This is a genomic window from Bradyrhizobium sp. MI1.7, assembly GCF_055811795.1.
Genome location: NZ_JBVVPO010000019.1, coordinates 1 through 22,095 on the forward strand (window position 1 = coordinate 1; position 22,095 = coordinate 22,095).

Below are 22,095 nucleotides of genomic sequence, written 5' to 3' on the forward strand. Positions count from 1 at the left end.
GCGCGCGCTGCGGTCCGTCATAACGCCGGTGGCAATGCAAATGGCGGCGTCAATCGCGTTGGGGCGGGGCGGTAAAGACTTGTTTCGCGGTCACGAGCGAGAAAGAAGCCGTCACCGCTTCGTCCCGGTGGCGGCTTTTTTATCGCCCCCGGCGCGGGCGCAGGCGACCGATACCGGGGGCGGCATCACGGCATGAAACACACTTGGTACGTCACTTTTGAAGTGCCGCCGGATGGCACGCTGTTAAGACGGCGACATCCGCGCTTAACCAAGACGTTTGAAACCGAAGCAGAAGCGAAGGATTTTGCGCGAACCAAATTCAACGAGGGATTGGTCGTCACCGCGGGGACCATGATCCCCCACCTGCCGAGAACGTCAATCCCGTCGCCGGAAATTCCAGCGTGGCTTGAAGCTGACGAAGTAAATGAGAGCAGCGGGCCGACCAAAAAGTAATCTTTGACGACGTTGGCACGCTGCCGGGTGCAACTGCGCCTATTTGATCTAGATCAAGCGCCGGCTCTCGACCTCAGGTGCCATGCTCTGGGGCAACAGCAACCGGGAGCCTGACGATGAGTGAACGTTCGGAGCCGAAACAGGTCTGTCGTCGCAACGCACTCACTTTCCTTGGATACGCGGCCGTGTTTGGGCTTATGGCCTCGCCCGCAATTTTGGCGGTGTCAGAGGCGGAAGCTCAGACCACCACGGCGCCCGCCACGCCCACGACGCCGCCCGCAGACGCGCCGATGTCTGGGACAGAGCGCCGTCAGGAGCGGCGAAGCGGGCGAACAGAAAGGCGCCAGGAACGCCGGACCGGACGCACAGAACGGCGTCAAGACCGGCGCACAGGACGCGACGAGCGACGGGACGCGCGCGACGGCACCCCGACCACTACAACCACCACCGAGCAGAAAAAGTAGTCCGTTCATTCGGGCCAACCACGGCAACCGGGCCGCAGCGCAGGCCCGGGAAGGCCGTACAGCGCGCGCGGATCGCAGGGCCACCGCATGGGGCGCGCCGCGATCCTCAGGCCGTTCGAGCGGCTTAAGCTTCCCGAACTCCAACTCGCGCCCAACGGCAGGATGTGAAACTAGGGCCTGATAGGGCCCGGCAGGTTCGGGCGGGCCTTTCGTTAGTGCGACTAAAACCGAAATATACCTTTAGTTTCAGGTACTTTCACCGCTTTTAACCGGCCGAAAACAGCGCTTGCGGAAAGGACCACACGGTTTTGCCGTACGCACGGCCCGCCATTTCGCCGCAGTTTTTCCAGCCCTGTCGACGGAGCCGGAAACTTACAGACGAGACGAACCTGACAGCGCCGCTCATCCGGCACGAAGTTCTGGGCTCACGGAGAGCAATCCGCCCTGCCCTTAACCTCTCGCGCCCGACGCTGTCGCGTCCACCGCAAGCCCGGCTCGCGACACATGACACGTGACGACACAAGATCGCCCCTCTTGGTGAGCCGGGATGGGCGACACATACGCCATTTCCGAATTTCGGTAAAGTGGAATATTCTTGCAAGCGCGGCTTGACACCGGCGCAGCTCGGAATGACCCGGTGTTTTGCCCGACGGCCGGGCCCGGCGGCGCGCTCGCGAATCCGGCGGCGCGCTTACGAATATCGTCCCGAACGCAACACGCTTCGGAACCTAGGTTGACGTCGCGCCGTTGTTGAGCACAGTCTGCGACAATTCGAGCATGCCTCGGACATAAAGGCGCGGCAATCTCAGGGCTTGTCGATCGCCCCGCCACTGCTTCCCCGGAGTTCCCATGCATTCTGCCGACCGGCCGGCAACGCGCCTCGCGACGCGGCTCGCCTTTCTCGTCGCGGGCTTCGGCATCGCGTGCTGGGCGCCGCTGGTGCCGTTCGCAAAGACGCGGCTCGGCGTCGATGACGGCGTTCTTGGATTGCTCCTGCTCAGCCTCGGCATCGGCTCGGTCGTCGCGATGCTTCTGACCGGAGTCATGAGCGCGCGCTACGGCAGCAAGCCGATCATCATTGCGGGCGGGCTCGGTCTGGCGCTGGTGCTGCCCCTGCTGGCGATCGCGAGCTCGCCGGCAACGCTGGCGCTGGCCCTGTTCGCCTTCGGCGCCGCGCTCGGCTCCATCGACGTCGCCATGAACATCCACGCGGTCGAGGTGGAGCGCGACGCGGGCCGCCCGCTGATGTCCGGCTTCCACGCGCTGTTCAGCATCGGCGGCTTCGCGGGATCAGCCTTGATGACTGCGCTGCTTTCGCTGCAACTCGGCGCGCTCGCCTGCACGCTGATCTGCTCCGTGCTGATGCTGGTCGCGATGCTGGCGGCCTGGCCGCGCCTGCTTCGTTCGGTGCAGGTGCTGGACGGACCGCTCTTCGTGCTGCCGCATGGCTCCGTGCTCCTGCTAGCGCTGCTCGGCGCCATCACTTTCCTCGTCGAGGGCGCGATGCTCGATTGGGGGGCGCTGCTCGTCATCGGCGCGGGCCTCGTCTCGGAGACGCAAGGCGGGATCGGCTACATCGTGTTCTCGATCGCGATGACCGCGGGGCGGCTCGGCGGCGACGCTGTCGTTGCACGCATCGGGGATCGCACGACATTGTTCTGGGGCAGCATCATTGCAATCGCGGGCTTCGTAGTCCTACTCATGGCGCCCGTAGCGGCGGTCGCCATCGGCGGCTTCCTGCTGATCGGCCTCGGTGCATCGAATCTCGTGCCGGTGCTGTTCCGCCGGGCGGCGCGGCAAACGGTGATGCCGACGGGGCTCGCCGTCGCCGCAATCACGACAGCCGGCTATGCCGGCATCCTGATCGGCCCCGCCGGCGTCGGCTTCGTCGCACGCCTTGGCGGATTGCCGACTGCATTCTGGCTTCTGGCCGCGCTGATGGGTCTCGTCACGCTGTCGGCCCGCATCGTCACGGCGGAGGGCCGGCAGACGTCGCGCGTGGAGGCCTGAGCGGCCTCACAAATTGCTCAGCCCGATCGACTTGATCACGGGCGCCAGGCTTGCCGTCGTCGCATCGACAATACGCTGGAATTTGTCCGGGCTCGAATCGCCGTCCGGCTCCATGCCCTGCGCGCGGTAGCTTGCCTGAAGCGCCGGATCGGCCATGGCGAGACGTGTCGCTTGCGCGATCTTGTCGATGACCGCATCGTCCGTGTCCTTGGGCGCGAACAGGCCGAACCATCCCCCGTAGCGGATGTCGGGCATGCCGGATTCAACGGCGGTCGGAATCTCCGGCGCCCCGCTCAGCCGCGTTTCGGTGGTGACCGCCAGCAGCCTCACTTTCCCGGTTTGAGCCAGTTGCTGCAATTGAACGGACATGACGGCAATGATCAGCGAGATCTGACCGCTGACGAGGTCGTTGGTTGCCTGCGAGATGCCCCGATACGGAACGTGGACGATATCCAGCCCGCCGGCCTGCTGCTTGAAGGATTCGCCAACCAGATGATTGCCGGTGCCGATGCCGGGTGTCCCGTAGGACAGCTTTCCCGGATTGGCCTTCGCGTAGGCGATCAGCTCACGCAGATCCGTGGCAGGCACCGACGGATGGACCGCGAAAACCAGTGCACTGCTGATCAAGCGATAGATGGCGCGAAAATCGTCGACGGAATAGCCGGGATTTTTCGAGGTCAGGGGAATGATGACCTGGGTGCTACCATTGCCGAGCAGCAGCGAATAGCCGTCGGGCTCCTCGCGCGCGACCGTCGCAGCCCCGATCGCGCCGCCCGCACCGCCGATATACTCCACGAAGGTCGGCCCAAGCAGCGACGACATCTTGTCCACCCAGGGACGCCCGATCTGGTCCCCCGCTCCGCCGGCTCCGTACGGAAGCACCAGGCGAATGGGACGAGACGGATAATCAGCGGCTTGTCCGCTGCGCGGGATCGCCGCCAGCGCCGCTGCGCCCGATAGCGCATGGACGAATCGTCGCCGCGAGAAGGAAGCCATGTTCGAATTCCGGAAGTCGATGTCGAGGCGGGACCGGCTCCCGAACCATCCAGTCTCAGCAATCTGCTACCGCCGTCAATGCGCCATCCGGGTGAGGGCACCGGTGTCATCGCCCTGTCATGTCACCATAACCCTTTACTTCTTAAGGGTTATTTCGGCGGACCGACCGATCGAAGCCATGCGCGCAGGGCTACCAGCTCTGCCCACTGCTTTCGGCCAGTTTACTGTACGCCTCGTTCTGATAGACCAAAAAGTAATACATTTTGACTCCCGTTGCGGGGGCAATGGCGCGTGCCAGATCGTACCGAAGACTCGGCCATTTCCTTTGGGCCATTTCGACTATTTCCGAAGTCGCGGCTCTTGGAGAAGGAGGGCTCGCCGCTTCACGTCGGCGGCCGCGCGCTCGATATTCTGATCTTCCTCGCCGAGCGCCCCGGCGAAGTCATCGACAAGAGAGAGCTGGTCAAGCGCATCTGGGCCGACGTCAATGTCGACGAGGGCAGCCTGCGCTTCCACGTCGCGGCACTGCGCAAGGCGCTGGGCGATACCGGCAAGTCGGCCCGTTATGTCGTCAATGTGCCCGGCCGCGGCTACTGCTTTGTCGCCTCGCTCGCTCACGCGGCCCCGCCGGCCGCTCAGCCCGCCGTGAACATCGCACCTCCCCGTTCCCTTCCCTCGCCGCTCTCGAAAATGGTCGGACGGGAGGAGATCGTCGAGAAGATATCGAACGGGCTTTCGCTGCATCGCTTCATGACGGTGGTCGGCCCCGGCGGCATCGGCAAGACCGCCGTCGCCGTCACCGTCGGGCATCGCAGATCGGCGGATTTCGGCGGGCGCGTATTCTTCGTCGACTTCGGTCCGCTGAGGGACGCCAGCCATATCGCGACCACCATCGCCTCCGCACTGGGACTGACCATCAGCGCGGAGGATCCGACGCCGGCCCTGCTGACATTTCTGAAGACCGGCCCAGCCTTGCTGATCTTCGACAGCTGCGAGCATGTGCTGGATGCGTTGGCGCCGCTCGTCGAGCGCATCGTTCGCGACACACCGCAGCTTCGCGTTCTCGCAACCAGCCGCGAGTCGTTCCGGAGCGACGGCGAACGGATTTTCCGCCTGTTCCCGCTGGATTGCCCGCCGGAGCGCGAGGACCTGGGTGTCGCCGAGGTCCTCGCTTACCCCGCGGCCCAGCTCTTCGTCGAGCGCATTGCGCAGAGCTCGGGTCCGTTCCAGCTCAGTGCGGAAGAAGCGCCGCTCGTCGCGAGCATTTGCCGGCGCCTCGACGGCATTGCGCTCGCGATCGAGCTCGCGGCCGGCCGTGTCAATGCGTACGGTATTGCCGGCACGGCGTCGCTGCTCGACAGCCGCTTCTCGTTGCAGTGGCGGGGTCGGCGCACCGCCGTACCACGACATCAGACGCTCGCCGCGGCGCTCGACTGGAGCTACGATCTGCTACCTCCCGCCGAGAGTGCCACGCTGCGACGCCTGTCGGTCTTTGCCGGGCCCTTCGCGCCGGAGGCGGCTGCCGCGGTAGCCGCCGGCGACGGCCTCGGCGCGTCCGAAACGCTGGAGGCGATCGACAGCCTCGTCACCAAATCGCTGATCTCGCCATCCGGCTCGCGAACGTTGCGCTATCGCCTGCTCGACACCACACGCACCTATGCGCATGGAAAGCTGAACGAGCTCGGCGAGACCGGTCAGTTCGCGCGCCGTCATGCAGAGCATTTTCGCGACTTCTTCGAGCGCGCGGAGGCCGATACATCGACGCCGCTGCCGGAATGGCTGAGCATCTATGGCGCGGAGCTAGACAATGTGCGCGCCGCATTGAACTGGGCCTTCGGGCCCGACGGTGACGCCGCACTCGGGATCGCGCTGACGGCGGCTGCCGTCACGCTGTGGGTCCGCCTGTCCCTGTTCGCCGAATGCCGCGAGCGCGCCAAGACGGCGCTCACCGCGCTCGGCGACAGCGGCGGCGACGATCGCATTCGCATGCAACTCCTGTCGGCGCTCGGCTGGTCGCTGATGTATGGCGAGGGCCGCGCCCGCGAGGCGCGTCCGATCCTCGAGACGACCCTGGAGCTGGCTGACAGGCTCGACGACAAGGACTTCCGGCTGCGCGCGCTCTGGGGCTTGTGCATCGACCAGTTCAACAACGGACAGTTCGGCAAGGCCCGTGCGCTCGCCGACCGGTTTGCGAATGCAGCGGCGAACTCGCCGGACAGGACCGATCTCATGCTGGGCGACCGGCTGATGGCGGTGGCGCTGCATTATCTCGGCGATCAGAACGACGCACGGCTGCGCATCGACCGCGTGAACGCGTCGCTGCATGTGCTGGCGGAGAAGCCGAAGATCTTCCCGCTCGACCTCAGGATATCGACGCAATATTTCCGGGCCCGCATCCTGTGGCTTCAGGGCCTCGCCGATCAGGCTCAGGCGCTCGCCACCCGAAACATCGAGGAAGGTCGTGCCAACGGCCACGCGCTGACTTTCTGTAGCGTGCTGGGGCAAGCCGCCTGCCCGATCGCCTTCTGGTCCGGCGATTTCGAGGCCGCGGAGCGCCACGGCAGCGAGCTGCTCGAACACACCGAGCGCCACGCCATCCGGCTGTGGGGCCTGTGGGCACGGGCCTTCAACGCGGCGGTCATCGTAAGGCGTGGCGACGTCGCAACCGGCCTGCCGCTGCTGCGCGAAGAGCTCAATCGCGCCGGCGATGCGCGTTTCCTGCCGCGCTTTCTTCCGCTGCTCGGCGAACTCGCCGCGTGCTCCGGCGAGGCCCACCAGGTCGACCGTGGCCTCGACGTGATCGAGGACGTCCTGACCCGCTGCAACGACCGGCAGGAGCTGTGGTATCTGCCGGAACTGATCCGCATCAAGGGCGAATTGTTGCTCAACAGCCCGCGGCATGCGGGGGGCGCCGAGGCGCGCTTTCGCGAGGCCATGGACATTGCCAACCAGCAGGGCGCGCGATTCTGGGAGCTGCGCGGGGCGATCAGCCTCGCGCGGTTCATGATCGGAGCCGGCCAGAATGCAGAAGCCCTGGTAATTCTCGAACGTGCATGCGGGCCGTTCAGCGAGGGCGCCGGCATCGCCGATATCCGCAGCGCGCGCGATTTGATCGCGCAACTCCGGACTTGACGAGGCCGGCCGAAGGCCTTCGGCCTTCGTACCACACCGCTCGCTCATCCTGCCCGCGGAATGAATCCGGGCACGCCGGTCTCGACCACTGTGTTGAAGCGGACATTCGTCGTGATGTGGTCCCGCATCTCCCGCATGGCGTCTTCAGGCAGCGTCGAAATATCGAAGTTTTCCTCGATCCGCCGAGGATTGGTTGAGGTCGTCAGGAAAGCCGTGCCGCGCTGGACGGCCCAGGCCAGGGCGACTTGAGCCGACGTCTTGTGCAGGCGTTCCGCGATGGCGGTGATCACGGGGTCAGCGAGGAGGTTCGGCTTCATGGCGTGTCCCAGCGCGGCAAACGCCTGCAGCACAATTCCATGCTCCCGACAGAAGTCGAGCAGGTCCCATTCGGGCAGGTACGGATGCGATTCGACCTGCACCATGGCAGGCCTGATCCGCGCGACCTCGACGATCTCGCGCAGCTTCGCCAAGGTGATGTCCGACAGCCCGATCGACTTGCAGTGCCCCTCGTCGACGAGGCGCTCTAGCGCCCCCCATGTCTCCGCCAACGTCACGCCTGAATCATAGATCACATGGCCACTCGCGTCCCTCGGGTCCTGCTCGTCACCGGGTTGAAAGGCGAAGGGGGTATGGATGATGTAGCAATCGATCTCGTCGAGTTGCAGCCGTCTGCGACTGGCGTCGAAGGCAGGCCTGACCCGCTCCGGCCGATGATTGGTGTTCCATAGCTTCGTCGTAACGAACAGGTCCTGGCGCCGAAGCGTGCCCGCCTTGAACGCATCCTGCATCGCCTCGCCGACGGCCGCTTCGTTGCGATAGCGCTCGGCACAATCGAGATGTCGAAATCCGGCCTCCAATGCAGCCCTGGTGGCCTGCCGGGTCACGTGCGGATCGGGAATGAGCGTGCCAAATCCGACTGCGGGAATCGTCACGGCCTCATGCGTGGGAATTCTCGTGTAACGAAGTGAATCGGAGGTCGTCATGGTGATACTCCTTGTTGACTGCTGGCCGCGCGATGCGGACCAAGCGATCGAGGTTGCGGACACTTTTTCACGACTCTCCGGCGTTAGCCGACGGGACGCGGCCTACGAAGAAAGAACACCAGCGGGATCACGACGAGCATGGCGAACATCAGGATCTCGAACTGATCGATGACCGCGACCGTGGCCGCCTGGCGCGTGACCATGCCGTTGAGGGCGGCAAGGCCTGGCTTCCCGATCGGGCCCGTGACATTCGCCGCGACACGATAAGGCGTGAGATGCTTGGCGAGCGCGATATGCACGGCCTGAGTGTTGGCATAGAAGAACAGCTGGACCACCGCGATGCCGATGGTGCTGCCGTAAAGGCGCGACAGGTTGATCAGCGCACTGCCTTCAGGGCGAAGCTTCGGATCGAGCGTTCCGAACGCGGCCCTCACCAGCGCCGGCAACAACATGCCGAGACCTGCGCCCTGGAGGAAACCTGCTTCGACGACCGGCCGCCAATCCATCGCCGGCGAATAGCCGAGCATCAGCCAGTTGGCATAGACCACCAGCGCCATTCCACCCATGAGGAACGGCCGGTAGTCGACCTGTCCCGGAACCAGGCTCGTCAGCACGAGCGCTCCCACCAGCGCCACGCCGCGTGGCATACTCATGTAGCCGGTGGTATCGACAGGGTAGTTGAGCAACTCCTCCAGCATCGGGGACGTCAATGCCAATGTCGGCAGCAGGACGAAGCCGAGCGCAAAGGAGATCACCGTCGAGAGGACGAGATTGCGATCCCTGAACAGCGCCGTGCGGAGAAAATGTTCCTTCTTCGTCAGAACGTGCACGATGAAGAGATAGAATCCCAGGACCGAGGCGATCGCTTCAACCCAGATCTCCGTCGAGGCGAACCATTCGAGGCGCTCGCCGCGATCCAGCAGCATCTGCAGCCCGATCATGCCGGCGGAGAAGGTCGTCAGGCCGAAGACGTCGAAGGGCTGGCTCCGCTCTGCCCGCTTCTCGCCCAGCAACAGCGCCATCGTCAAGGCGATGAAGGCCGTCATGGGCAGGCTGACATAGAAGATCGACGGCCAGCCGTAATATTCGCTGAGCCAGCCACCAAGAGCGGGGCCGGTGCTGATGCCGAGCAGCGAGCAGACCGTCAATGCCAGGCCCATGCGCGCTTGTCGCGCCGCCGGCGTCGCCTCTAGCAGAATCGCCAATGAGAGCGGCGCAAGTGGTCCGCTGGCCGCGCCCTGAAGAATCCGCGCCAGCACGAACTGGATCGACGTCGTCGCCAGCGTGTCGAGGACAAGACCAAGCGTGAAGACGGCAAGGGCTGCTTGATAGACCGCCTTGCGGCCATAGCGTCCCGCGAGCCATTGGGTGATCGACATGGTCACGGCGCTTGCAGCGATATACGAGGAGAACACCCAGCCGACCTCGTCATTGGCCATCGAGAGCGTGGCCTGGATGTGCGGCAGCGCGGCGTTCGGGATCGAAATGTTGACGGCCTGCATGTAGGTCGCCATCAGGGCGGCCGCCGAGATTGCATGATGACCGCCGGTCGCGGTCGATGGGAGGGTCGTACTCATTTGACCTCCGTCGCAAGCGCAGGCTGGAGCAGATGCAGCCAGTTGCGACGATGGCCGGTGTCGACCCGCGCCGTCACGCTGATGCCGGAGAACAGCGGCCGGGTCGGATCGGAATCGTCGAGCTCGAGGCGCACCGGCAGCCGCTGCACGACCTTGACCCAATTCCCGGTCGCATTCTCCGGCGGCAGGATCGAGAAGTCCGACCCGGTGCCGGGACTCATGCTGACGATATGCGCCTTGAATTTTCCATCCGGATAGGCGTCGACGTCGATCCTCGCCTCCTGGCCCGGCCGCATGTGGGTCAGGCCCGTCTCACGAAAATTCGCCTCGATCCAGACGTCCCGGCTCGACATCAGTGAGAACGTGGGCGCGCCCGCGTTGACGAAACCGCCGATCTGCAGATCGTCGACCTTGGTCACGATACCGTCGTCGGGCGCCTTCACCGTGGCGTAGGAGAGGTCGAGCCGCGCGCGATCGAGCTGCGCCCTGGCCGCGCGGACCGTCGGGTGGCGGTCGACATCGATGTCGGGGTCACCGTTGAGCGCGACGACCGTATTGGCGATCTGCTGTTCGATCGATGCCACCCGATGGCGCGCGACCTTGAGATCGGTCTCGGCCCGCTCGTAGACCGCGCGCGGCGTGAAGTCGGAGGCGACCAGCATCCTCTTGCGGTCGAACTCGCGCTCGTCGAAAGAGGCCGAGTCCTTCGCCGATTGCAGCTCCGCCTGCTGTTGGCGGTAGGTCGCCTTGAGGGAGTCGATCTGGAGCCGCGCGCTGCCGAGCCGGGCTTCGGCTTGATCGACGGCGATCTGGTAGGGCTCCGGGTCAATTCGAAACAGCACCTGGCCCTGCCGGACGCGCTCGTTGTCGCGCACGGCGATCTCGACCGCCTGGCCGGACACCCGCGCGTTGATGGTGACTTTCGCGGCGCGCACGAACGCATCGTCGGTCGAGACAAATTGTTCCTGCGCCAGATACATGAAGGCGCCGAACACGGCAGCCGCGGCGGGCACCACGAGCATCAGGGGCCGGCGCAGCCGCCTGGCAAGATCCGCTCCGAACCACAGCGCGGCGGCCTCGCTCCCGCGGAAGCTGCGATCGCCCAGCCAGCCGGCGATTGGCGCAAAGTTCAAACCCATCGTCCTCGTCCCTATCTCATTTACTAACGTTCGTTACAAATATTGTACCCCGATGCAGCGATCAAGCCGCGCGGCCATTGATTTTTATAACGATCCATACAAATATACGTGTGGAACATGGCAACCAGGTTCGAACGACATGGCACGGAAAAAGAGCGAGACGGGCCCGGCGCGCCGGGGACGGCCACCCGCCTACGACACTGAGACGGCCCTCAAGCGGGCGACAGAAACGTTCTGGAGGACGGGCTATTCCGGCACGTCCCTGGACAAGGTCGCGGCCGCGACCGGCATGAGCCCACCGAGCCTCTACGCGGTGTTCGGCAACAAGCACGCGCTCTATCTCGAGGCGTTGGCGCGCTATTGGGAGATCAGCCTCGCCGCAACGCGCGAGGCTCTCGCAGGGGACCATCCCTTGGACGAAGCGCTGATGCTGGCCTATGACGCGGCGCTGTCGATCTACTTTTCCGGCAAGGGATCAGCGCGTGGCTGCTTCGTGGTCGGTACCGCGGTGACCGAAGTCGCCGAGGATGCGGCGATCCGGAGCAGCGTTGCGACGGGACTACGCGCGATCGATGCCGATTTCGAGGCCCGCTTCCGCCTGGCGCAGGACAAGGGCGAGCTGGATCGCGAGGCCGATCCGGCTGCACTCGCGATCCTTGCCGCCGCCACGATGCAGACGATCGCCATCCGCGCCCGCGCCGGCGCACGCCGCGCCGATCTGAGGGAGGTCGCCCGCAAGGCGGTGACAGTGATCTGCCGACGCCGGTCGGAGGCGCATTGAGCCCCGAGGAATTCTCGTGATCGTACGATGAGGGGAGTTCGCACATTTGCACTCCTCGTCAAAGGCCCTCGGCGCCCTTACGCGACAATCCGCTTAGCCTCCCACGGCGGCCGCGCGCCTTGGCAGCTTCCAGTCGGGCCGGATGAAGTGGCAGGTGTAGCCATCGGGATAGCGCTCGAGATAATCCTGATGCTCGGGCTCGGCTTCCCAGAACTCCGCTGCGGGCGCGACCTCGGTCACCACTTTGCCGGGCCAGAGGCCTGACGCCTCGACATCGGCGATGGTGTCTTCGGCGACTCTCTTCTGCTCGTCACTCGTATAGAGGATTGCCGAGCGGTAGCTCGTGCCCAGATCATTGCCCTGGCGGTTGAGCGTGGTGGGATCGTGGATCTGGAAGAAAAACTCCAGCATGGTCCGGAAGCTCGTCTTCGCGGGATTGAAGATGATCTCGATCCCCTCGGCGTGGCCCTCGTGATTGCGATAGGTGGCGTTCTTCACATGCCCGCCAGTGTAACCGACACGGGTGGAGATCACCCCCGGTTGCCTGCGGATCAGATCCTGCATGCCCCAGAAGCAGCCTCCGGCCAAAACTGCACGCTCTGTCGTCATCTGATGCTCCATTGGTTTCGTCGAGATAGTCAGCGCTTGTCCGCTGCCGGATGCAAGCGCGGGTCATCATGGTCATCGTGATATTCGAGGCCCAGCGGCCCGATGGCGGAGACCTGTGTGACGTATTCGCCGGACTTCGCCCAGTGAAAATGCCAGGTCTCGCCGGGCAGCACGATGACGCTGCCCGGCGGATAGGCTTTCACCTGGTCGCCATCAAAACGCTCGCCGAGGCCGATGTAGAACACACCCGACATGACCGTGTAGATGCGATCTTCCGGATGCTTGTGCGGCATCAGCTTCGTGCCCCCGGGCACCTTCACCCGGACCACGTAAGGTCCGGGTTCATTGGGATGGCCGACCATCACCGCCAGCCGCGCGCCCGGCGGGAACGCAGGGAACGGTTGCCAAGCGATGTCCTCGGGCAAAATCGCCCGGAACCTGTCTTCATCCGGCTGATGCTGGCGAGGCAGATCTTGACGAGGCGGATCTTGGCGAGAGAGATCTTGGCGAGGCATGGCACCGCTCCCTGTGTTGGATCAGGTCAATTTGGCGTCGAGCGTGATCGCGGCGTTGAGCACCTTCGACACCGGACAGTTCTTCTCGGCCTCGCCGGCGATCTTGGCGAAACCTGCGTCGTCAAGGTTCGGCACCTTGGCGCGAAGCGTCAGTGCCGACTTGCTGATCTTGAAGCCTTTGCCTTCCGGCTCGAGCGTGATGGCGGCTTCCGTCGACAGCTCGTCCGGCGTGAAGCCGGCGAGCTGAAGGCCGAAGGCCAGTGCCATGGTAAAGCAACCGGCATGGGCCGCGGCGATCAACTCCTCGGGATTGGTGCCCTTCTCGTTCTCGAAGCGGGTCTTGAACGAATAGGGTGTCCCGGCGAGCACGCCGGATTCGCTCGACAGATGGCCGGTGCCGTCGCGACCGGTGCCCTTCCAGACTGCTGTTGCCTTGCGGATCATCTCAATTCTCCTTGTTGGTTTTTAAGTTGGTCTTTGGCACCGGCGCTCGGTAGCGGAGGAAAGCGACATTGGCACGACCGCCTGTCACTCCTCCAACCGGCCGAACGCCACAGCGGTTCCGTTAGCCGCTGATTTGACCCACATGGAAGCCCAGCCGGTTCTCGACGTCGCCGGCGCGGTGGAAGCCGCGCGCCATCAGCGCCTTCATGCGGGTCTGGCTGGCAGGACGGCCGAGCGCGGCCAGGAACGCGTCCCACTCCGGCTTGATCTCGTCATCCGGCGGCAGGCTCGCAACATCGACGAGACGCTTGGTCTCGGCGATAGCCTCCTTGTCGAACGACGCAATGCGCATGGCGAGCGCCTCGACGAAGCCGTCGAGCTCCGCATCCGGCAGCGAACGGTTCACGTAGCCGTAACGCTCGGCGAGATCGCCGTGGATGTCATCGGCACCGAGCAACACTTCGAGCGCGCGGCCTCGGCCCATCAGCCGCGGCAACCGGGCCATCGGTCCGCCGCCGGGCACGAGTCCCGCGCCGACCTCCCATTGCGACAGGATCGCCTTCTCGCGGCTGGCAAAGCGCATGTCGCTCGCCAGCGCGAGCTCGCTGCCGACCCCGGTCGCACGGCCCCGGATCGAGGCAATGGAGACGACCGGCGCGCGGCTGAGGCGCACCAGCATGTCGGGCAGCGCCTGCAGGCCGGTCGGCCCGGGTGGAACGCGAAGCGAGTCCTCAAGCGGCGCCAGGAAGTCGTAATGCGTGATGAAGAAGCCTTCGACGGCGCTGTCGAATACGACCACCTTCACGTCCGGATCGGTCTCAATCGCGGTGATGATGTCGTTGAGCAGCGGAAGGTGCTTTGGACCGAAGATGTTCACCGGCGGCATGTCGAAGGTGACACGCCAGTATGTCGGCAGGCGGCGCTCCAGGCGAATGTCCTCGGTGGTGAAGATCTGTACGGGGCGGTTCATTGTTGGCACTCCTGACATGTATGTTCGAAAATGGAACGCACGGCAGCGCGCGTCCCCTGCTCGGTTCAGATCGACTGGCGCAGCGGGCGGAACGCGGTGCGCATTTCCACAGAGAACAGCGCGGGCTGCTCCCAGGCCGCGAAGTGGCCGCCCTTGTCGAGGCGGTTGTAGTGCATCAGCTTCGGATAGGCCTTCTCGGCCCAGCTGCGCGGCGCGGCATAGATCTCGTCAGGGAACACGCTGACGGCGACCGGGATATTGATGTGCTTGGGCGCGAAGAACACCAGCTTGTTCTCCCAGTAGAGCCGCGCCGACGACACCGCGGTGTTGGTGAGCCAGTAGAGCGTGATGTTGTCGATCACGTCGTCCCGCGACAGGCCTTCGGTCTTGCCGTCGAACACCCGCGCGATCATCGCAGCACTGCGTGCGTCGTGATCGAGCATCCAGGATGCAAGACCGGCCGGCGAGTCGACGAGGCCATAGAGCGTCTGCGGCCGGTTCGACATCTCGAAGGCGTAGCCGAGGCCGTGCTTGTAGAAATCGTCGAGCTGGTCGTAGGCAATGCGCTCGTCGGCCGAGAGGTTTGACGGCCGCGTCCCGCCGGGCTGAAGCGCCTTGGCGATGTCGTCGGGAACGGTGGCGGGCATGTTGGTGTGAATGCCGAGCAGCTCCGGCGGTGCGATCACCGCCATCTGCTCCGTGACGGCATTGCCCCAATCGCCGCCCTGCGCCACGTAGCGGTTGTAGCCGAGGCGCTTCATCAGCACGATCCAGGCGCGCGCGATGCGCTGGGGATCCCAGCCGAGCTCCGTCGGCTTGCCGGAGAAGCCGTGGCCGGGAAGCGAGGGGATCACCAGGTCGAATGCATCCGCAGCCTTCGCGCCATGCGCGGTGGGATCGGTGAGCGGGCCGACAATCTTCATCTGTTCGATGATCGAGCCCGGCCACCCATGCGTGACGACCATCGGCAGCGCGTTCTCGTGGCGGGAGCGGATGTGAATGAAGTGGATGTCGACGCCGTCGATCTCGGTGACGAATTGCGGCAAGGCGTTCAGCCGCGCCTCCATCTTGCGCCAGTCGTATTCGTTCTGCCAGTACCGCACGAGCTGCTGAAGCGTCGTGAGCTGCACGCCCTGCGATTCGTCGGCGACGATCTCGCGATCCGGCCAGCGTGTCGCTGTGAGGCGGCGGCGGAGGTCAAGCAGATCTTCCTCGGGTACGCTGACGCGGAACGGCCGGATGGCGCCGCTTGGAGCGGCCTTTGCCGGACGCAGCGGCAGCAGGCTCGCCACGCTGGCGGCAACCGCGGTCATTGCGGCCTGGCTCAGCAATTGACGGCGGTCGGGATTGAGTATGTCGGCTCGTGCTTGCGTTGTCATGTCGGATCTCCCTGGCTTTGGTCGGTGACGCCAACCGAATTCGAAATCGACGCGTCGGTTCGTCGTGAGGAGAGATTGGCGCAGGTCCTGGCAATTAGCTCGTTATCGGTTGTTAGGCCGCGTTAGCCGTTGCGAGTCCGGGGGATGCAGGAAAGCGAGCGACGATGACGATACGCGCGATGCAGAAGCAACTCGGCGCGCGACGAGTTCAATCGGCGCGCGCCCTGTCTGTGAATTCAGGCGATGTGTTCATTACAACTCAGGAGGGCAGCGGTTGACCGGCCTGCTCGCGGACGATGTAGTCGGCGTACCAATCCGCCCAGTTCTCGTCGTGTCCGCCGATGCGCTTCTCGTGCTCACCATGCGCGACAGCGGCACGTCGCAGGGTTGCGGCCAGATCGGCCGTTGAGGCAAACGTCGTGCCGTCACCAGCGATGCGTCCAGGCAGTCGCGTCGTGACCTCCTGGAACAGCCAGCCATTACCGTCGGGATCGCTGAACGAGGCAAACGAGCTGTAGCTGCCGCGCTTCGGGTCAGCACCGCTGACCCGGACGCTGCCGAACAGATACGGCTCGTCCGGACCGGCGTGAACGTCGCCCGCACCATGGAATGGTGCGCTCACCGCGATGCCACGGTCGAGCAGATCCTGTCGCGCCGCCGCCAGATCGGAGACGATCAGGTACAGCCCGCGCGCCGAACCGGGCGCTGCCGGTGTGACGTTCTTGCCGAAGATCACCGAACAGGCCGAACCCGGCGGCGTGAACTGGATCACGCGCCATTCGTCACCTGAGGCAAAATCGGCGTCCAATCGCCAGCCGAGGCGCGTGTAGAACGCCTTGGCGCGGTCGACATCCGACACGGGGATGACGACGATCTCGAGCTTCAGATCAACGCCACGCGATGTCGAAGACGTGTTCGGAGACCTCGCCGCGGCGTCGCGGTCGATTTCGGTGCCGGCCATGTCGAACTCCCTGAGTTGAAATTGAAGCGAGCTTCAAGCGGCAGTGGGCATCACGATCGTCACGCGTGTGCCGCCCTGGTTCGCCTCGCCCTGCAACCGCGCGTCGATACTGCGTGCGAGCCCTTCAAGGATGCGGCTGCCGGTGCCCTGAAGCGGACCGGTCGCGCCGATGCCGTTGTCAGCCACCGTGCAGAGCCAGGCGCCGTCGCGGTTGGCCATTTCGATCCGGATCAGCGCATCGTTCCTGTTCGGGAAGGCATGTTTGGCGGCATTCGTGACCAGCTCCGTCAGCATCAACGCCAGCCGATGACACTGCGATGCCGGCAGCGCCCCGCTCTCGATCGCTGCCTCGCAGCGGATGCCGGCCGGTTCCAGCACTGCCTCGGAGAGCGCCTCGCACAGGTTTTCGAAGAAGGCCTCGACGGAGACGGCGGTCAGACTGTCGCTGTCGGACAAAAGCTGATAGAGCCTGCCGAACGCGACGATGCGCTGCTCGAACCGGTCCACCGCGCCCGACATATCCCTGGTACCCGGCCGCGAGAAGTCGCGGCGGACTGACGCACCCAGCAGCGTCAGCGTGTTCTTCATCCGATGGTGGGATTCCCGCAGCACCAGTTCCCAGTCACGCGACTGATCATCAAGGCTGGCAATGTGCTGAGAACGAACGAAATGGTCGCTCGTCTCCAAGCCGATAGCGGACATGATAGCCTCCCCGTTGGATCTAGGACCTAATTCGAAGCGTATACTGGATGCACCGCGCGCGTTTTGCTCGTTAGACGTTGCAAGATTTTGTTATGATCGGCGGCACAAGTTGGCGGCCAGACCGTCCTCTCGACGGTCAAGCACGCTGACGGGTCGTCCCGATCGCTTCCCAAGCCGCTCGCGTTTAAGCGAAATTTGTCACGCATCATCCCGGTGCGGCCGAATGACTTGCCGCGCGATTTCGCCACTTTCGACCAGTTTACTCATAACCTCGTTCTGCTAGATCAGGATGCGGACAACAGCCCCTTCACTGGATTCATTGGCGCGTGGTGGACACTAACGACCAGGATGCGGCGATTTCCTTCGGGCCATTCCGGCTGTACGCAAGGTCGCGCCTGCTCGAGAAGGACGGCGCTCCGCTTCACCTCGGCGGCCGCGCACTCGACATCCTCATTTTTCTCGTCGAGCGCGCCGGCGAGGTCATCGACAAGCGTGAGTTGATCAAGCGCGTCTGGGCCGACGTGACGGTCGATGAAGGCAGCCTGCGCTTCCACATCACGACGCTACGCAAGGCCTTGGGGGATGCCGGTGAAGGCTCCCGCTATGTCGTCAATGTGCCCGGCCGTGGCTATTGCTTCGCGGGCCCGCTGGTCCGGTCCGAATCGCCGGAGATGCGGACAAGCCCGGCCGTCCCGTCGCCTCACATACTCCCGCCGCCGCTTGCCAGGATGATCGGACGAGACGACGCGGTCGAGCGGATTTCCACCGAGCTTGCGCAGCATCGCTTCGTGACAATTGTCGGCCCCGGCGGGATTGGCAAGACTTCCGTCGCGCTCGCCGTCGCGCATCGCGAACTCCAGGCCTTCGACGGTCAGGTCAACTTCGTTGATTTCGGCGCGCTGACGGATGCCAGGCTCGTTCCAAGCACCATCGCCGCCACGCTCGGCCTGACCGTCAATTCCGAGGACCCGATGCCGGGCCTGCTGACGGTGCTGCGCAACCGTCGGATGCTGCTGATCTTCGACAGCTGTGAGCACATCATCGACGAGCTCGCGCCCTTGGCCGAGCACATCGTCCAGGAGGCGCCCGAGCTGCACATTCTCGCCACCAGCCGCGAATCCTTTCGCACCGAAGGCGAACGCGTCCACCGGTTGTTTCCGCTGGACTGCCCGCCCCAGCGCGACGGGCTCGGCATCGCCGAGATCCTTGCCTATCCCGCAAGCCAGCTCTTCGTGGAACGCATTGCCGAGAGCCTGGGCGAATTCGAACTGAGCGAGGAGGATGCACCGCTTGTCGCCGAGATCTGCCGGCGACTGGACGGCATCGCGCTCGCGATCGAGCTCGCCGCCGGACGCGTGAACGCCTATGGCATTGCCGGAACCGCCTCGCTGCTCGACAGCCGCTTCGCGCTGCTGTGGCGGGGACGCCGTACCGCGATCCCGCGGCACCAGACCCTGAGCGCGGCGCTCGCCTGGAGCTATGATCTGTTGCCGGCGGCCGAAAGCGCGACGCTGCGCGGTTTGTCGGTGTTCGTCGGGCCATTCACGATGGAGGCCGCGCTCGCCGTTGCGTCCAGCCAGGGCATCAGCGAGCCCGAGGCGGTCGAGGCGATCTCGAACCTGCTCTCCAAATCGCTGATCGCAACCTCACCTGCGGAGCGGCGGCTGCGCTATCGTCTGCTCGACACCACCCGCGCCTTCGCCGGCGCGAAGCTCGTCGAGAACGGCGAAGCGCCCCGTGTCGCGCGCGCTCACGCCGAATATTTCCGCGACTTCCTGCGCGACATCGCGCTCAAATCCACGGGCATGCAGACCGCGGGCGGCTTCCTTCCCTATGCCGACCATTTGCCCAATGTCAGGGCCGCGCTGGCCTGGAGCTTTTCGGATAACGCCGACCGGACGATCGGCGTGGATCTGGCGGCTTCGGCGGCCCAGTTTTTCCTCGAACTGACATTGCTGACGGAGTGCTATCGCTGGACGAAGCAGGCGCTTGTCTCTCTCGATACGAATTCGATCGACCGCCGCCAGGAGATGACGTTGCAGGCCGCGCTCGGCGTCTCCGTGATGTTCACGCAGGGCAATACCGAAGCGGTCCGGTCGGCGTTCACACGAAGTCTTCAGCTTGCGCGGGATCTCGAGGATCTGCACTGGCAGCTCTGGCTGCTGCGCGGATTGCACATCTACCTGACCAGGGTCGGGGATTTTCACGGCGCGCTCGGCACCGGCGAGCAGGGCGAGAGCGTTGCGCGCAAGCTGAATGATCCGGCCGCCGCGCTGAACGTGGAATGGATGCTGGGCGTCGCGCACCATCTGATCGGCAATCAGGACAAGGCCGTGCAGTTCTGCGAGAGCGCGATGGTGCACAATCCCGGCTCGCAGCGGCTGAACATCGGGCACCTCGGTTATGACGACCGCATCGTCGCGCTGGTCGCGCTGGCGCGCGGGCTCTGGCTCACCGGCCGGCCCGATCGCGCGATCGAGGCGGCGAGATACACCGTTCGCGAGGCGGAACTGCTCGAACAACCCCTCACCCTCGGCATCTCCCTGATCTGGACGATCTACGTGTTCCTCTGGGTCGGCGACTGGGCCAATGCCGAAATCCTGATCGAGCGGCTGATCGACCATTCGGCGCGGCACTTCCTTGGTCCCTATCACGCCGTCGGCATCGGCCAGAAGGGCGAGCTCATGCTTCGCCGCGGCGACATCGCCGGCGGGATCGAGCATCTTCGCCGCAGCCAGGCCACGCTGTACGCGACGCGGCACCGGATCATGACGACGGTGTTTGCGACGGCGCTGGCGGAGGGCCTCGTCGCGGAGAACCAGCCGGACGAGGCCTTGCGCACGATCAATGAGGCCATTGCGCAGATTCCAGATCATGGCGAATCCTTCGACATGCCGGAGATGCTCCGGGTCAAGGGCGACATCCTCGTCCGGTCGGGAAACACCGCCGAGGCCGAGAGTTGCCTCCGGAAATCGCTCGATCTGTCGCGCCGGCAGTGCGCGCTCGGCTGGGAGCTGCGGGGGGCGATCAGCCTCGGCCGGGTCTGGCGCCAGGCCGGACAGGCGGGCGAAGCACGCGCTCTGCTCGCCCCGCTCGTCGCGCGATACCAGGAAGGCCTCCAGACCCGCGATCTCGTGGCCGCCAGGGAGCTCCTGAGCGCGCTGAATTGACAGTATCTTCAACAGGATACCGTCCAAGCACCTGCTCGCAAGTCCTAACAACTTCTAACACGCCAAGCCGCATCCGCCCCGCCATGGTGGTGGCACTTCACGGTGGATATGGCGGGATATGGCGCTTCTTGACGATGTAATTGATGCCAGCGGCGGTATGGCCCGCTGGAATAGCTTGACCCGATTCACGCTCCACCTTTCCGTCGGCGGCTCGTTGTTCTCCAGCGCCGGACATGCCAGCGAATTCAAGGACGTGACGGCGGAGGGCTCGACCCGCGCCCAGTCGGTCCGCTTCACCGGCATCACCGGGGGTGAACACTCCGGCTGCTTTCAGCCCGACGCAATCACGATCGAGAGCCTCGAGGGTGAGGTCCTGCGCACGTGGGATAACCCGAGCCCTGCATTTCCCGAGACCGGCTCTCCTGGGCTCGCGGACGAACTGCACCTCGTCTTCTTCTGCGGCGTAGCGATCTGGAATTATCTGACCAACCCATTTCTGCTCGCCCATCCCGACGTCGTCACGGAGGAGCTTCCGCCGTGGCGCGAAAACGCTGACACGTGGCGGCGGCTGCGCGCGCAGTTCCCGCCGAACCTGATCACGCTCGCGCCCGAGCAGATCTTCTACTTCGACGAGAACGCCCTGCAACGGCGGACGGATCACGATCTGTTCGGAAACAAGGTCGCACATTATTCCTGGGCCCATGACAGCTTCGGCGGCATCGTCGTGCCGACATTGCGGCGTGTGCAGACGCTGCGGCCTGATGGAAGCGTGATCGCCAGGCCCGTGCTGATGGACGTCGAGATCTTCGACGCCGTGTTCGAATAGCGGTGGCGACGCGCGAGAGCGGGAACCGTTCACTGCTCTCAACGCCTAACAATACATAACGAGCTAACACGCGGCCTTGGGTGCAACATTGGGCTCACGAGCAACGAACAAGTGTTGTGCTCGAACGAGACCGAGGCCGGCGCACCTCCACCACGAGGGAATGCGTCATTGCAGCGAACGCACTCAAGGAGATCGTCATGAAGATTCTTATGGTTATCACCTCCCACGACCAGCTCGGCAACACCGGACGCAAGACCGGGTTCTGGCTCGAGGAGCTCGCCGCCCCCTACTACGTTTTCAAGGATTCCGGCGCGGAGATCACGCTGGCTTCGCCCAAGGGCGGTCGGCCGCCACTCGATCCCAAGAGCAACGAGCCCGAGTTCCGCACTGACCTGACGCTGCGCTTCGAGGCGGACGCTGCCGCTGAAGCCCAGCTCGACAAGACGGTGCGCCTCGACAGCGTCAAGCAGGAAGACTTCGACACGCTGTTCTATCCCGGCGGTCACGGCCCGATGTGGGACCTCGCCGAAGACAAGGACTCGGTCAAGCTGATCGAATCCTTCCTCGCCGCCGGCAAGACCATCGCGGTGGTGTGTCACTCGACCGGTGCGCTGCGCCACGTCAAGACCCCCGATGGCAAGCCTTTGGTCGAGGGCAAGGAAGTGACCGGCTTCACCAACGGCGAGGAAGATGACGTGGGCCTGACCAATGTCGTGCCGTTCCTCGTGGAGGACGAGATGTTGAAGCTCGGCGCGGTCTTCTCGAAAACGGCGAACTGGGGCGTACACGTCGTCAGCGCGGGCCAGCTCATCACGGGACAGAATCCGCACTCCTCCGGCCCGGCCGCGCAGACGCTGCTCGCCGCCCTGGCCAAGAAGGCGAAGTCGGCCGCGTAAGTCAGGCTCGCATCGGAGCGGTGCTCATCAATGAGCACCGCCCCGGCACTGACCGGACACATCGAGGACGATGACGAAAGCTTTACGC

Annotated in this window: 19 protein-coding genes; 8 read left to right on the forward strand and 11 right to left on the reverse strand. The window is 64.6% G+C overall.

Going from position 1 to position 22,095, the window contains the following annotated elements:
* The 3 genes from AC0L3X_RS18940 to AC0L3X_RS18950 form a co-directional block, all read left to right on the forward strand.
* On the forward strand, positions 1–196 hold a 196-nt coding region (locus AC0L3X_RS18940), incomplete at its 5' end, for a hypothetical protein (RefSeq protein ID WP_473316688.1).
* The gene (locus AC0L3X_RS18945; protein ID WP_084795022.1) at positions 193–453 is read left to right on the forward strand and encodes a hypothetical protein; all 261 of its coding nucleotides are present in this window, start codon (positions 193–195) and stop codon (positions 451–453) included. The genes AC0L3X_RS18940 and AC0L3X_RS18945, both read left to right, overlap by 4 nt.
* Before the next feature lie 1,313 nt (positions 454–1,766).
* The gene (locus AC0L3X_RS18950) at positions 1,767–2,927 is read left to right on the forward strand and encodes an MFS transporter (protein WP_063981886.1); all 1,161 of its coding nucleotides are present in this window, start codon (positions 1,767–1,769) and stop codon (positions 2,925–2,927) included.
* Between the two features lie 6 nt (positions 2,928–2,933).
* Here AC0L3X_RS18950 and AC0L3X_RS18955 read toward each other — a convergent pair whose 3' ends face one another.
* Complete coding sequence (locus AC0L3X_RS18955; RefSeq protein WP_063981885.1) at positions 2,934–3,923, reverse strand: Bug family tripartite tricarboxylate transporter substrate binding protein; 990 nt, start codon at positions 3,921–3,923, stop codon at positions 2,934–2,936.
* Between the two features lie 291 nt (positions 3,924–4,214).
* Between AC0L3X_RS18955 and AC0L3X_RS18960 the strand changes: the two genes are divergently transcribed.
* Positions 4,215–7,055 (forward strand): ATP-binding protein, encoded by a 2,841-nt coding sequence (locus AC0L3X_RS18960; protein ID WP_063981884.1) that lies wholly within the window; start codon positions 4,215–4,217, stop codon positions 7,053–7,055.
* A 44-nt stretch (positions 7,056–7,099) separates the two neighbouring features.
* On the opposite strand, the gene AC0L3X_RS18965 is transcribed toward AC0L3X_RS18960, so the two are convergent.
* From AC0L3X_RS18965 to AC0L3X_RS18975, 3 genes are all read right to left on the reverse strand, one after another.
* Positions 7,100–8,038 carry an aldo/keto reductase gene (locus AC0L3X_RS18965; RefSeq protein WP_231142786.1) on the reverse strand — a complete coding sequence of 313 codons (939 nt, stop codon included), beginning with the start codon at positions 8,036–8,038 and terminating at the stop codon, positions 7,100–7,102.
* An 83-nt stretch (positions 8,039–8,121) separates the two neighbouring features.
* Entirely contained in the window at positions 8,122–9,615 is a 1,494-nt protein-coding gene (locus AC0L3X_RS18970; protein ID WP_135216461.1) for an MDR family MFS transporter, read from the reverse strand.
* Positions 9,612–10,754, reverse strand: a complete 1,143-nt coding sequence (locus AC0L3X_RS18975) for an HlyD family secretion protein (RefSeq protein ID WP_135216462.1) — start codon at positions 10,752–10,754, stop codon at positions 9,612–9,614. The genes AC0L3X_RS18970 and AC0L3X_RS18975 overlap by 4 nt, the downstream gene beginning before the upstream one ends.
* Before the next feature lie 139 nt (positions 10,755–10,893).
* On the opposite strand from AC0L3X_RS18975, the gene AC0L3X_RS18980 reads away from it, so the two are divergent.
* Complete coding sequence (locus AC0L3X_RS18980) at positions 10,894–11,535, forward strand: TetR/AcrR family transcriptional regulator (RefSeq protein WP_063981882.1); 642 nt, start codon at positions 10,894–10,896, stop codon at positions 11,533–11,535.
* A gap of 93 nt (positions 11,536–11,628) precedes the next feature.
* On the opposite strand, the gene msrA is transcribed toward AC0L3X_RS18980, so the two are convergent.
* From msrA to AC0L3X_RS19015, 7 genes are all read right to left on the reverse strand, one after another.
* Entirely contained in the window at positions 11,629–12,144 is a 516-nt protein-coding gene (gene msrA / locus AC0L3X_RS18985; protein ID WP_063986191.1) for a peptide-methionine (S)-S-oxide reductase MsrA, read from the reverse strand.
* 29 nt (positions 12,145–12,173) lie between these two features.
* Positions 12,174–12,659 carry a cupin domain-containing protein gene (locus tag AC0L3X_RS18990; RefSeq protein ID WP_224580839.1) on the reverse strand — a complete coding sequence of 162 codons (486 nt, stop codon included), beginning with the start codon at positions 12,657–12,659 and terminating at the stop codon, positions 12,174–12,176.
* Positions 12,660–12,680: 21 nt separating this feature from the next.
* Complete coding sequence (locus AC0L3X_RS18995; RefSeq protein WP_014493564.1) at positions 12,681–13,103, reverse strand: OsmC family protein; 423 nt, start codon at positions 13,101–13,103, stop codon at positions 12,681–12,683.
* 121 nt (positions 13,104–13,224) lie between these two features.
* Entirely contained in the window at positions 13,225–14,073 is an 849-nt protein-coding gene (locus AC0L3X_RS19000; RefSeq protein WP_063981880.1) for an enoyl-CoA hydratase/isomerase family protein, read from the reverse strand.
* A gap of 65 nt (positions 14,074–14,138) precedes the next feature.
* Positions 14,139–15,452 (reverse strand): epoxide hydrolase family protein, encoded by a 1,314-nt coding sequence (locus AC0L3X_RS19005; RefSeq protein ID WP_063981879.1) that lies wholly within the window; start codon positions 15,450–15,452, stop codon positions 14,139–14,141.
* A 259-nt stretch (positions 15,453–15,711) separates the two neighbouring features.
* The gene (locus AC0L3X_RS19010) at positions 15,712–16,413 is read right to left on the reverse strand and encodes a VOC family protein (RefSeq protein WP_063981878.1); all 702 of its coding nucleotides are present in this window, start codon (positions 16,411–16,413) and stop codon (positions 15,712–15,714) included.
* A gap of 33 nt (positions 16,414–16,446) precedes the next feature.
* The gene (locus AC0L3X_RS19015) at positions 16,447–17,115 is read right to left on the reverse strand and encodes a sensor histidine kinase (RefSeq protein ID WP_063981877.1); all 669 of its coding nucleotides are present in this window, start codon (positions 17,113–17,115) and stop codon (positions 16,447–16,449) included.
* Positions 17,116–17,441: 326 nt separating this feature from the next.
* Here AC0L3X_RS19015 and AC0L3X_RS19020 point away from each other — a divergent pair, with 326 nt between their 5' ends.
* From AC0L3X_RS19020 to AC0L3X_RS19030, 3 genes are all read left to right on the forward strand, one after another.
* Positions 17,442–20,285 (forward strand): ATP-binding protein, encoded by a 2,844-nt coding sequence (locus tag AC0L3X_RS19020; RefSeq protein WP_473316689.1) that lies wholly within the window; start codon positions 17,442–17,444, stop codon positions 20,283–20,285.
* 118 nt (positions 20,286–20,403) lie between these two features.
* Positions 20,404–21,111, forward strand: coding sequence for a hypothetical protein (locus tag AC0L3X_RS19025; protein ID WP_063981875.1), 708 nt, complete (start codon positions 20,404–20,406; stop codon positions 21,109–21,111).
* A gap of 197 nt (positions 21,112–21,308) precedes the next feature.
* The gene (locus tag AC0L3X_RS19030; protein WP_063981874.1) at positions 21,309–22,007 is read left to right on the forward strand and encodes a type 1 glutamine amidotransferase domain-containing protein; all 699 of its coding nucleotides are present in this window, start codon (positions 21,309–21,311) and stop codon (positions 22,005–22,007) included.
* Positions 22,008–22,095 lie beyond the last annotated feature (88 nt).

Excerpts from the sequence above, each read along its gene's own strand:
- AC0L3X_RS19000 (WP_063981880.1), bottom strand. The coding sequence starts at position 14,073 with ATGAACCGCCCCGTACAGATCTTCACCACCGAGGACATTCGCCTGGAG.
- AC0L3X_RS19005 (WP_063981879.1), bottom strand. The coding sequence starts at position 15,452 with ATGACAACGCAAGCACGAGCCGACATACTCAATCCCGACCGCCGTCAA.
- AC0L3X_RS18965 (WP_231142786.1), bottom strand. The coding sequence starts at position 8,038 with ATGACGACCTCCGATTCACTTCGTTACACGAGAATTCCCACGCATGAG.
- AC0L3X_RS18950 (WP_063981886.1), top strand. The coding sequence starts at position 1,767 with ATGCATTCTGCCGACCGGCCGGCAACGCGCCTCGCGACGCGGCTCGCC.
- AC0L3X_RS18945 (WP_084795022.1), top strand. The coding sequence starts at position 193 with ATGAAACACACTTGGTACGTCACTTTTGAAGTGCCGCCGGATGGCACG.
- AC0L3X_RS18980 (WP_063981882.1), top strand. The coding sequence starts at position 10,894 with ATGGCACGGAAAAAGAGCGAGACGGGCCCGGCGCGCCGGGGACGGCCA.
- AC0L3X_RS18970 (WP_135216461.1), bottom strand. The coding sequence starts at position 9,615 with ATGAGTACGACCCTCCCATCGACCGCGACCGGCGGTCATCATGCAATC.
- AC0L3X_RS19030 (WP_063981874.1), top strand. The coding sequence starts at position 21,309 with ATGAAGATTCTTATGGTTATCACCTCCCACGACCAGCTCGGCAACACC.
- AC0L3X_RS19010 (WP_063981878.1), bottom strand. The coding sequence starts at position 16,413 with ATGGCCGGCACCGAAATCGACCGCGACGCCGCGGCGAGGTCTCCGAAC.
- AC0L3X_RS19015 (WP_063981877.1), bottom strand. The coding sequence starts at position 17,115 with ATGTCCGCTATCGGCTTGGAGACGAGCGACCATTTCGTTCGTTCTCAG.
- AC0L3X_RS19025 (WP_063981875.1), top strand. The coding sequence starts at position 20,404 with ATGGCGCTTCTTGACGATGTAATTGATGCCAGCGGCGGTATGGCCCGC.
- msrA (WP_063986191.1), bottom strand. The coding sequence starts at position 12,144 with ATGACGACAGAGCGTGCAGTTTTGGCCGGAGGCTGCTTCTGGGGCATG.
- AC0L3X_RS18975 (WP_135216462.1), bottom strand. The coding sequence starts at position 10,754 with ATGGGTTTGAACTTTGCGCCAATCGCCGGCTGGCTGGGCGATCGCAGC.
- AC0L3X_RS18990 (WP_224580839.1), bottom strand. The coding sequence starts at position 12,659 with ATGCCTCGCCAAGATCTCTCTCGCCAAGATCCGCCTCGTCAAGATCTG.
- AC0L3X_RS18955 (WP_063981885.1), bottom strand. The coding sequence starts at position 3,923 with ATGGCTTCCTTCTCGCGGCGACGATTCGTCCATGCGCTATCGGGCGCA.
- AC0L3X_RS18995 (WP_014493564.1), bottom strand. The coding sequence starts at position 13,103 with ATGATCCGCAAGGCAACAGCAGTCTGGAAGGGCACCGGTCGCGACGGC.